Consider the following 10,213-nt stretch of genomic DNA (forward strand, 5'->3'; position numbering starts at 1 on the left):
GGCTCCACGCTCCCCTTTTTCTTTTGGAGCGCCCGGATCATTGGGGTGGATTCCGCGCCGTCGGTCCAATGACGGGGGCATATTGGACCGTCACCGACAACGGTTTGACTTTGCAAACTCGCTGATGATCGGGCGGAGGTCACGGTGCCTGCATTCGCTCAACCCAGCGCATCCGCCTAGCCCATCTGCGCGATCCTTTTTTGAATTTGACTTCGGCACCTTGATTGATCCCCAAAGTGGCCTGTCTGAGGTGGTTGCTCGGTTCGGCCCATTCCGCAGGACAGACACATGACAAATGCGGGATGAAGTGTTTGGCTTGGAAAAGGTACGTCATTTGGACCGCTGCAAGGCCTGCAAAAATGCTGTTTTTGGGTTCACTATTCACTCTGTCTTCTAATCCTGATTCAATCTCTCCTGATCAAAGCGTCCGCCTGTCAACCTGGGGGCGTTCCCTTCTGGCCTGACGCTGCTGTTGACAACCCTTTCGTTCGGGCCAAGAAATGCGGGATATATTAATCCCCTGTTTGCGCATTTGCCGCGGATCTTTAAGAAATTCATCTTGTCGATGGTGCCGAAGGCAAAAGGGCGTTATTTGAGGGGCAAGCCGTTGCGTCAACCGCAACTCAATTGCCGTATATGCAGCCGCTGATGGTCAGCGGTTCCAGACAAAAGACATATGTAGAAGGCCGTGATGAAACAATCGATCCCGCTGACCTCTCTCCCTGAAAACAGCCTCTATGGCGAAGGTGATATCTTCGTTCTGTTTGGCGAACTGTTTGGCCGCGGCTATGCCACCGGCTTGATCGAAGCGGCCAAAGCCGCGGGCATGACCGTTGTGGGCGTCACCGTTGGCCGCCGCGATGAGGATGGCAGCCTGCGGGCGCTTACAGCCGAAGAACATGCCGCAGCCGAGGAAAACCTGGGCGGCAAGATCATCAACGTGCCGCTGATGGCGGGCTTTGACATGGACGCCCCTGAAGGCGAAAAGACCCCGACCGATCTGGTTGGTGAGATGACCATCGATGGCTGGCAGGACCACAAGCTGGATTGGGATCTGATCGATCGCTGCCGTGACTTGGGTGTGACCCGTTTCAAAACCGCCCTGGCTGAGGTTATGGCCCAACTGGACGCGCTGATCCCGGCCGGCAAGAACGTGTTCTTCGCCCATACGATGGCCGGTGGCATTCCACGCGCCAAGGTGTTCATGGCCATTGCCAACCGCATCTACAAAGGTCGCGGCGCCCGTTACATGCCGTCGCAGTCGCTGGTCGAAAGCGATCTGGGCAAGCTGATCCTGCAGAACTTTGATGAGGTGACCGCGCATACCTTCGGCCATCTGATCGAAGCCAGCAGCGCCATCCGCACCCGTATTGAAGGCGAAGGTGGTCAGGTCCGCTACACCGCTTACGGCTATCACGGCACCCGCGTGCTGATCGATGGCGAATACACCTGGCAGACCTACACCAACTACACCCAAGGCTTTGCCAAGATGAACCTTGAGGCCCATGCGCAGGCCGCATGGGACAAGGGTGTGAAAGCCACCGTGTTCAACTGCCCGGAAATCCGCACCAACTCGTCCGATGTGTTTGCTGGCATCGAGCTGTCGCTGCTGCCTCTGCTGGAGGCGCTGCGCAAAGAAGGCGGCGGTGCCTGGGTGGATGCGCTTTGGCAGCAGTGTCAGGACCTGCTGAAAGAGGGCGCAACCGTCGAAGGTCTGCTGAAAGACGTCAACGGCTATCAGCTTGATCCGGTCATGCAACCCTTCAACAACTTCGAAGCCTGGCCCATGCCCAACAGCGGTGAACAGGTTGAGAAAACCGTTGGCACCTCGCAGGCGATTGTGGCCCTACACAAAGACCGCAAGGTGCTGGTCAGCGATCTGTTGAGCCAGGAGGTGCTGAGCGCCACCGGTTCCCTGATCTTTGGTGAGGCCTCGGATCCGACTGGCCCGGTGCTGTGGCTGGATCACGACCTTGTGGCGCAGCAGCTGATCGCCGCCAAAGGCTGATCGCGCCGTTGATTAACATGACAAAGGGCCACCCGATCAGGTGGCCCTTTTTGTTGCATCGCTCACTATTGGCGGCGCGTTGTTATTTCTGTGTCAGCAGTTTGAACGCCAGCCCCAGGAAGACAACACCAGCAACCCGCTGCAGGATGACCTGGGCTTTGCCGGTGCCTGCCATCTTTTGCCCTGCCATGCCGGCGGCAACGGCCAGACTGCCAAAGACCAGTAGGGTCACCAGCGCCATCACCAGACCTAGGATGAGGATCTGCATCGCCACATTGCCAAGGGCCGGGTTCACAAACTGGGGCAGGAAGGCCAGCATGAAAATCGCCACTTTGGGGTTTGAGATGTTCATGATCATGCCACGCCCGACAAGCCGCAGCGGGCTGAGGCGCGGCGCTTCTTTGTTCTGCAGCGCAGAGGCACCGGCACGAAATGCCCCCCAGGCGAGGTAAACCAGATAGGCCGCACCAAGGGTTTTCAGCACGGTGAAGGCCGCAGGAACCGCCTGCATCGCCGCCGCAAGACCTAAGGCAACGGCTGCAGTGTGAACTGCCAACCCACAGCAGAGCCCCAGCACCACCATCAGGCCAGCACGGCGACCGACAAGGGCGGATTGGGTCATGACAAAGATATTGTCGGGACCGGGCACCAGTGCAAGCAGGGCACTTGTGGCAGAAAAGGCGATCAGGGTTTCAATACTCAGCATCTGTCTTCCTTGCAGGCACGCCCCACCGGCGCGCTGTCAAGCTGTTACAGATGTTGCTTCAAAAGCCAAGAGGCGAGCTGCGCCTGCGTGTCCCTAGCGATGACGGTCCCGCCAGGCGTCATATGCGGCCTCGGTGCCACCTTTGCCGTGGCGGTCCCAGACATGTACCCGGGTTTTGGCCGTTGCGCGGCTGCCCATTGTGGGGGGCTGGCAGGTGATGGCCACGTGATCGCCATCGAAAGAGGCAAACCGGACAGAAGCTGCAGACTGCCCATCCATCAGCTTGCGCCTCAGGAAATCCACCGCAATCCGCTCCCCCTGACGCAGAGATTCATAGTGTTCGCTGTATCGCTCAACCCCTGCAAAACACCGCCCGAAGGAGATGTTGCTGGCCAGCTTGTTCAACTCACCCTGCACGGTGAGGTCTGCGCTGTCCTTGGCTGCGGTCAGTCGGGTGTAATCGTACTCGGGATCTGGTGTGTAAGGATGGGGCAGCATTGCCCCTTCACCACTGAGCATCCGTTCGTCACTGAAATAGGCCGCAGGATGCAGGGGCTCTGCCCCGGTCAGGATGGGGCGACCCCGCTCAGGCGTGCCAGCGGGCAGCTGATACATCTCAAAAAAGGCCTTCAGCACGGTCACACAGGCGCCGGCAACAGTGGCATGGGCAGACCCATGGCCGGGGTGCATTGGCGACCCTTCCGGGTAGACCTGCGGCAACAGGGCATTGCTGTCCTCATGCAACGGACCCAGATCAACGGTACCGTATTGGGCGCTCCAGAACCTGTTGTTGGTGCGGTTCAGCTGACATATGGCGCTGAGCAGGCCGCTTTCCGTCAGATCCCGCGACATCCTTGCAAAAAGCGGCTGCTCAGAGCCAAGGCTTTCCGCAGCGCTGCCACCGGTTTGTGACAGGGCGATGCCGGCGGCCAATGCCTCGGGCCGGGCGGTCAGCGGGGGAGCGAATTTCTGTGATTGCGCACTGGTCAGGGCCAGATGACCTACCTCGGCGAGCATGCTGAGGATATGGGCGGCCCCAAATGTCGCGGCGCCGTCGCGGGTGGGATGACCGCGCCCTTCAGGCAGGCCCTGATCGGTGGGCTCCTCCGCACCCAGAAGGATCAGCGCGGCGTTCTGGTAGGCCTGGAACAACGTGTCAAAATGGACATAGGTCGCCAGATCACGTGGCGTGGTAATGAACCGGGCGGTGTCGCGGAACCGGTCGTAGGCATCTTTGCGGTTGGATCCGTTTTGCACATCCAGCCAGGTTGCCCATTCCGTCATATGATCACAGCCATCCAAGTGACCCGCAAACCGCTGCGAGATCATCTGAACCCCGTAACGGATCACGCCGTCATTTGGCTGAATGCAATCCTCCTGCGTCCTCAGAAGTTTGCGAATGGGGGCAGGGACGTAGCGTGCTGCGCGGCTGAGGGCATCCTGTGACGGTGCGGCACGCGCGGCCTTGGGGCCATCTTCGGTGTCCAGCGCATCAAGGGCTGCATATTCGCGATTTCCGACCAGCAGAAACTGCGAGATATAGGGACCAACGCGATCCCCGGGGGTGCAGCCGTTGAACAGATGTGCAGGATCCAGATCGCCCCGCGCCAGACGGCGTTTGGCGGCCGCGGGGCCTTTGGCATGCTGGAAATAGGGCAGATCCGCCAGCTGTTCGGTCAAGCGCGCGGTGATCCGGCAGGTGGCCCACCGTTCAAAGGGAATGTCCCGCAACAGCGCGGCGGCATAAAGCTCGCCCATTTCGGCGGTCAGCTCATCCGATCCCAGTTCCGGGGACGCCGGCATCTGTGGCGCTGCGGTGGGGCCGGTTGCACCCAGCCCGTCATCGCCCGGCCGTGTCAAAGGTGCTGGGGTGGCAAGTGGGCTTTCCTGTCGCCTTGCCTCATGGCTGCCACTGGGCCGCAGGAAGCCGCCAGAATAAAGCGGCACATTGAAACCCGCATGGCGGGTGGTCAGCGCAGTGATCAGTTGTTTCAGATCGCCCGCCCGGACGCGACCGTAGGGATCATGGCCCAGCCCCTTAGTGTAGGTGCCAAAGGCAGCCAGCAATATGTCATCATCGCTGCTGTGCAGGGAAGTGGCAGCCTTAATCTGGGCGGCGGACCAAGAGCCGTTTGTTTGCCCCCGGCCAGTGTCGACCCCACCAGAGCTGAGCATCAGCGCTGAATGGGTCCGAGTGGCGGTGGCGGAAGGAGGGGAGGGGTTGGGACGAAAACGAGTCATACTGGATCTCCTGCCGCGGGCTGGAGCGGTCAATGCGCGGCACACCCATGCTGCAGTATGGCGCGTGAACTCAGCGTGAGTTTTTGCCGTCAAATAATCGGCGACGGCGGGCTTTGGCCTCGTTAAGGTTGTTTCATATAGACAATAGGGGAGTTCATTATGCCATTTGCCCAGACACAACAGACGCAACAGACCCAGCAAACCCAACAGACGCAGCAGACCCAGCAAACCCAACAAACGCAGAGCGCGCCGGGGCTGGCACATGCCGGGCAGGGCAGTTCACTGGCGCTGAGCCTTGCCTTGGATGCGGTGGCGCTGACCTTGCCGGGCACGCCGGACAGCAGCGTCAGTCACAAGGTGCCGCGCGCTTCGGATGAGGTGGCTTGGGGCCGGCTGCAGCCCTTGCATCGTCACATCATGATGACCGAAAAATTGGCCGAGGGTCTGAGTGTTGAGGTGTCGGGCACCGATAAGGTGGCGGTTAAGCATAACGGAACCCTCCTGTGTGAGCTGACCACCCCGTTCCCTACCGATCCCGGTGCAAGCGGTGGCAAGGCCAAGGCGAAAGCTGCCTTGCAGCCGGTGCTGGACCGGCGGTGGCTGCGCGGTGAACGTGCGGGTGAGATCGTGACCCAGCAGACCGACATCCTGTCGTTCCTGGGGCTGGCCTATCCGATGACGCGCTCTAGCCACCCGATGACCATGGCGGTGCTGGATGCGGTTCTGGCCGCGATTGGCAAGATTGTTGTGCAGGCCAAACATCTGTTGAACACGCCGCGTCCGATCGAACTGACCTCAGCCGCATCGCCGATCATTCGCACCCCCGCCCATGCGGCCTGCCCCAGCGGGCACGCCAGTGAAGCCTTTGCAATGGCCTTCGCGATGGAGGCGATGATGTTTGGTTGTGCCAGCACGGAATTGCGTCTGATCGCGGCCCGGATTGAGGAAAATCGGGTGGTTTCCGGGGTTCATTACGAACATGACGGCTGGATGGGCCGCAAGCTGGCGGCTGCCTTGGCCCCGATCTTTGCCGATCGTTTGGGTCTGACGGCAACCGCCCCAACAGTCACTGAGATTGAAGATCACTGGTCCGCCTCAGGCGAAACCGGGGTTTGGTCGGCGCATGCTGCACATCAGGCCTCAACCCAAACTGTTGAGTGGCTCAGCGGCGCACCGGCCAAACGTGGCGGCATTAACGTAAACCCACCGGCTGATCGTGCGGATGTTCTGGCCTTCGCCATGGCAAAAGTCACGCAGGAGCTGGGTGCCTGAGATGCTGAGCTTTCATGATATCTCAGATCTGAGTCATGCGCCGGACAACCTGCTGCCCGCAGGTCTGTCCGCGCTGCTGGCGCCGCCCGGCGCGGCGCGGAGCCGGGTGATCTACCAACAACAGGCGGCTGGGCAAACGGGTGCCTTGGCCGTCGGATCCTTGCCGGAGCCCTTGCCGACCCTGATGGAACAGGACCGTCTGGGCGCGGCATTGACGGCGATGGGGGCAGATCCCGCGGCGGGTGTCGTGCTGGCGGGGGAGGACGCAGCGGCCACAGCGGGTGCTTCTTTTGCACCAGCGGTCTGGCCCGCAGCCTGCACCGATATGGTGCCGCCCACCACCGTTGAGGAAATCGGCATCATTGATGCTGGCATCGCCTTCTGGAACCCGGCGTTTCAGGACAGCCATGGCGCCAGCCGCTTTGCCTCCTTCGGTGGGCTTACCCTGAAATCGGGTGAGTTGCTGGCAGGGGAAACCCTTGATCCAGCCGTGCTGACAGCGATGGTGGCCCGGGGGCACACGAGCGCTGGTGACCGTGAAAACCGCCAACAGTTGGCGGCCCTGCTGCCGTCATCGGTTTATGCCCCGGTGGCCTATGGGCGGCCGCTGTTTCCGCCAAACGAGATGGCACATGGCACGGCGATGACCGAACTGGTGCTGTCCACCGCATCTGATACGGCGCGGCTGCATGGGCTGGAACTGCCACAGGATGTGGTGCGTGATCTCAGCGGTGGCATGATGGGCGGTGTGCTGAATGGCGCGGTGCGGGCGCTGGTGGATCAGGTGGTTGCCTGCCGCAGCGATGGCAATCCCTTCCGAATGGTGCTGTTGCTGGCCTTTGGGTTCCTTGGTGGTCCGCAGGAAGGCATGGCCGCCCCGCATCAACTGGTTGAACAGTTGAACGCGACCCTTGCCAGCTATCGTAACCTTGGCATTGAGGTACAGCTGGTTGTGCCGATGGGCAACCATCTGCAGGATCAGGCGCATGCCACCCTGCCTGCGGACCGAAAACTGGGTTGGCGTATCCAGCCAGACGATCACTCCCTCAACACGTTGGAGGTGATCCACCCCGGACCTGTGGCCAAGATCAAGTTGATCGCGCCGGATGGCAGTAAGGTGAAGCTTAAGCGCAGCCGGAAGGCCCTGGGCATTCTGAAACATGGCGGCAAGGCGATTGGTGCAGTGTGGCATCAGGAGGTTGGTGGCGGCTTGCTGCGCACCCGGATCAGCCTGAACCCCAGCGCCACCCGGCAGAGCGGCCTTGCCGCCGCGCCTTTTGGTCTGTGGCAGATCAAGCTGCCCAAAGGCCCGGAGGCCGAGGTCTGGATCCTGCGCGACGAAATGGGCTTTGATGCCAATCCCGCAACCCCATCCCGCCGCAGCTGGCTGGAAGATGGGGCGCGGCCATTGCGTGATCCCAACGGGATGCCATTCCTCGATGACAGCGCGGCACCTGCCGGGGCGCTGGTTCTGCGGGCGGGCAGCGGATCGCTCCTGGCGGCACATTCCGCGCCGCAGATCACTTCGGTCGGGGCGCAGTGGCAGATGGCAGCAGGTGGCATGGAACAGTGCTGGTATTCCGGCAACGCGCTCGATGGCACCGCGCCTGAACGGTGGGAAGATCTGGCGGCAGGCGCTGACCCGGCGCATCGCCCTATCGGGCCCTTTGGGCGGCGTGCGGTTCTGGGCAATGGTGGCCAGCGGCGCTACCGCGCGGCGGGCACTTCACTTGCGGCGGCCTTGGCGGCGGGTAGCATGGCCTAAGTATTGAAGTAAAAATGCAAAAGGCGTGGGATTCCCCACGCCTTTCGCTTTCTATCCTTGAAACATCAGACCACCAATTGATCCGCAAAGCCGCTGTTGCGTAGGGTCAGCATCGGATAGTCCGACTGGCGCAGCTGCGAAAACTCAAACTGCGGCTCATAGCGGCGCAGCAATTGGGCGGCCTGTTCCGCACCGTCGCGATCCCCAACCAACAGGCGCAGGGCCACCAGATAGCGCAGGGCCGCACGTTGCGATGGGTTGTTCTGATGCGCCGCCTTTGCGGCAGACAGCGCGGTGTTGAGGTCGCCTTTGCCAAGGGCGGTCAGGCAGACTTCCATATCCCAGGCAAAGACATGCGGCAGGCCTTCTGCAGCACGGCGTGCTTCGGTCGCGGCGTGGTGCGCGGCCTCCACATCCCCCTGCAACAACGCCACGCGCGAAGACGCCTGCAGCGCATAGGGATTGCCATCATCGCTGCGCAACGCGGCGCGGGCCAGATGATCCGCACGCTCCAAATCTCCGTTCAGATCCAGCGCGATGCGGGCGCCAAGCGCACAGACCAGCGGGTTCGCTGGGCGCAGGGCCAGGGCCTCGGCCGCAAGGCTTTCGGCCTCCGCAGCGACACCACTGTCATTGGCGGCAAATTCCATCGAGCGGGCCAAACGGGCAAAGGCCCGCCAAGCGAGCGCAACCGCAGCGCCTTCGCCAGAGCTGAGATTGACCAGCTCGTCCTCTGCTTTGTTGAGTTCAGCGAGGTCAGACACATAAAGGCGTGAGGCCGCGCGCTGCATTGCAATCAAGGGCGACTGCGCGGTGAGGCGCACTGAGCGAAAGCGCAACAGGATCTGCGAAAGTGCGCGTGAGGCAAAGGCCTGAATATCAGCGCCATCGGCAAGGCGCGACACGTCCATCGGGACGCGCAGACGCCCTGACCAGAGGAAACGCCGATCGACATCCGCCAAAGCGCGCAGATGCACGTTCCACCAACCACTATCCACCACTGAGGTTAACTCCAGATAGATAACGGCGGCGGCCTGCTGCAGCCGCGCCGGATCCGGTTCGACTGCGGCATAAATCTCATCTGCGCCCTCAGCCTCCAGCCGGGCGGACAACGTATCAATCAGCATCATCTCAAGGAAATATGCCTCATTACCCGTGCCACGCTCCAAAGGCCGGATCACGATGATTGTATTGCCCTGCGGGGTGAGCGACGGGCCGAGTTCCAAGGGCGAAGCGCCTGATACCGCCGCCTGTGCGGTTTCGAATTCTGCGGTGTGCTGCCCCTTCGGCGCGTTGCCGGACGTTTTGTCAAACGCGGCTTCATCCGCGGCGCGCAGATCCCGCAGCCATTCGTCAAAGGCCGGGTCCGGCGCATCGACCAATTCCAGCAACTCGGCTGTGCCGGCCAGATCCGGGCGTGTGTCGACCTCAACGGCGTCTTCCAGCCAGATCTCCAACCGGTTGGCCCCGATGACGCCTTTTGCATCCGCCAGTGAATCGCGCAGGTTGGCCAGCGCCCGGCGCAGGTTGGCGGACGCTTTCTCAGGTGGTTTTTCCGACCATAGCATGGATTGGATCCAGGCACGTGACAGGCGGCGTTCTGGTGTCGTCGCCAGCAGCGCAAGGATGGCACGTTCTTTACGGTAGGGCGGCGTCAAATCACGCCCGTCCTCTGCCCGCAGGGCAAAGCGACCGCGCACTGTGATCGTGACGCGAGGCGGCGTGTCTAATGTAGGCATCAACTTACCCTTCAGCTGGGCCCCAACATTCACCGGTCAGGTGACAGTCCCTTCAGTCGGCCCGAATTTTCTGCAGCAGAGTGGCGAGGATAGCATAAATTTTAATCTTTGGTTAGAAAAATTGGATCACGTTCAACCCATTGTATATGAACTGAAATTTTAGCACTTCGGTCAAAATTCAGACGTAAAATCACGCTTTTTCGGTAAACTTCGTGAACAGATCACGCTGGCTTCACGCTGCACTGCGACAAAGGGCTGTACCGGGCGAAACGGTCGTGAACTATCCCCACCACATACAGCAAATGTATTGGCGTTCACTTGATCGTTTCGCCCTGTGCACGTGACGAGTGTTCTGTGGCTTCACAGCGGGTGGTGCGCCGCCCGATCTTTTCTGACCCCTCGGACCCGCCCGCGATGGCGACCGGTGACTACGCCCGATCTTTTATCCTCCCAAGGGATCGGGCGGTTTTTCGCAAGTCAAA

At 61.1% G+C, this 10,213-nt stretch carries 6 protein-coding genes; 3 read left to right on the plus strand and 3 right to left on the minus strand.

What is annotated here, in order from left to right; translation table 11 throughout:
• The first annotated feature begins 691 nt into the window (after positions 1-691).
• Positions 692-2,008, plus strand: a complete 1,317-nt coding sequence (locus TL5118_RS05820; protein ID WP_058242987.1) for an enoyl ACP reductase FabMG family protein — start codon at positions 692-694, stop codon at positions 2,006-2,008.
• An 82-nt stretch (positions 2,009-2,090) separates the two neighbouring features.
• On the opposite strand, the gene TL5118_RS05825 is transcribed toward TL5118_RS05820, so the two are convergent.
• Both TL5118_RS05825 and TL5118_RS05830 read right to left on the minus strand, forming a co-directional pair.
• Complete coding sequence (locus TL5118_RS05825) at positions 2,091-2,714, minus strand: LysE family translocator (RefSeq protein ID WP_058242986.1); 624 nt, start codon at positions 2,712-2,714, stop codon at positions 2,091-2,093.
• Between the two features lie 93 nt (positions 2,715-2,807).
• Positions 2,808-4,955, minus strand: coding sequence for a phosphatase PAP2 family protein (locus TL5118_RS05830; protein WP_131727413.1), 2,148 nt, complete (start codon positions 4,953-4,955; stop codon positions 2,808-2,810).
• Between the two features lie 159 nt (positions 4,956-5,114).
• Here TL5118_RS05830 and TL5118_RS05835 point away from each other — a divergent pair, with 159 nt between their 5' ends.
• Together TL5118_RS05835 and TL5118_RS05840 are read left to right on the plus strand one after the other, a co-directional pair.
• A complete protein-coding gene (locus tag TL5118_RS05835) occupies positions 5,115-6,227 on the plus strand; it encodes a phosphatase PAP2 family protein (protein ID WP_058242984.1) in 1,113 nt (370 codons plus the stop codon).
• 1 nt (position 6,228) lies between these two features.
• Positions 6,229-7,992, plus strand: a complete 1,764-nt coding sequence (locus tag TL5118_RS05840; RefSeq protein ID WP_058242983.1) for a hypothetical protein — start codon at positions 6,229-6,231, stop codon at positions 7,990-7,992.
• 65 nt (positions 7,993-8,057) lie between these two features.
• Here the strand turns inward: TL5118_RS05840 and TL5118_RS05845 are convergent, their stop codons facing one another.
• The gene (locus TL5118_RS05845; protein WP_131727414.1) at positions 8,058-9,731 is read right to left on the minus strand and encodes an AfsR/SARP family transcriptional regulator; all 1,674 of its coding nucleotides are present in this window, start codon (positions 9,729-9,731) and stop codon (positions 8,058-8,060) included.
• Positions 9,732-10,213 lie beyond the last annotated feature (482 nt).

Origin of the sequence: Thalassovita autumnalis (assembly GCF_001458255.1) — a bacterium.
Taxonomy (GTDB): Bacteria; Pseudomonadota; Alphaproteobacteria; order Rhodobacterales; family Rhodobacteraceae; genus Thalassobius; species Thalassobius autumnalis.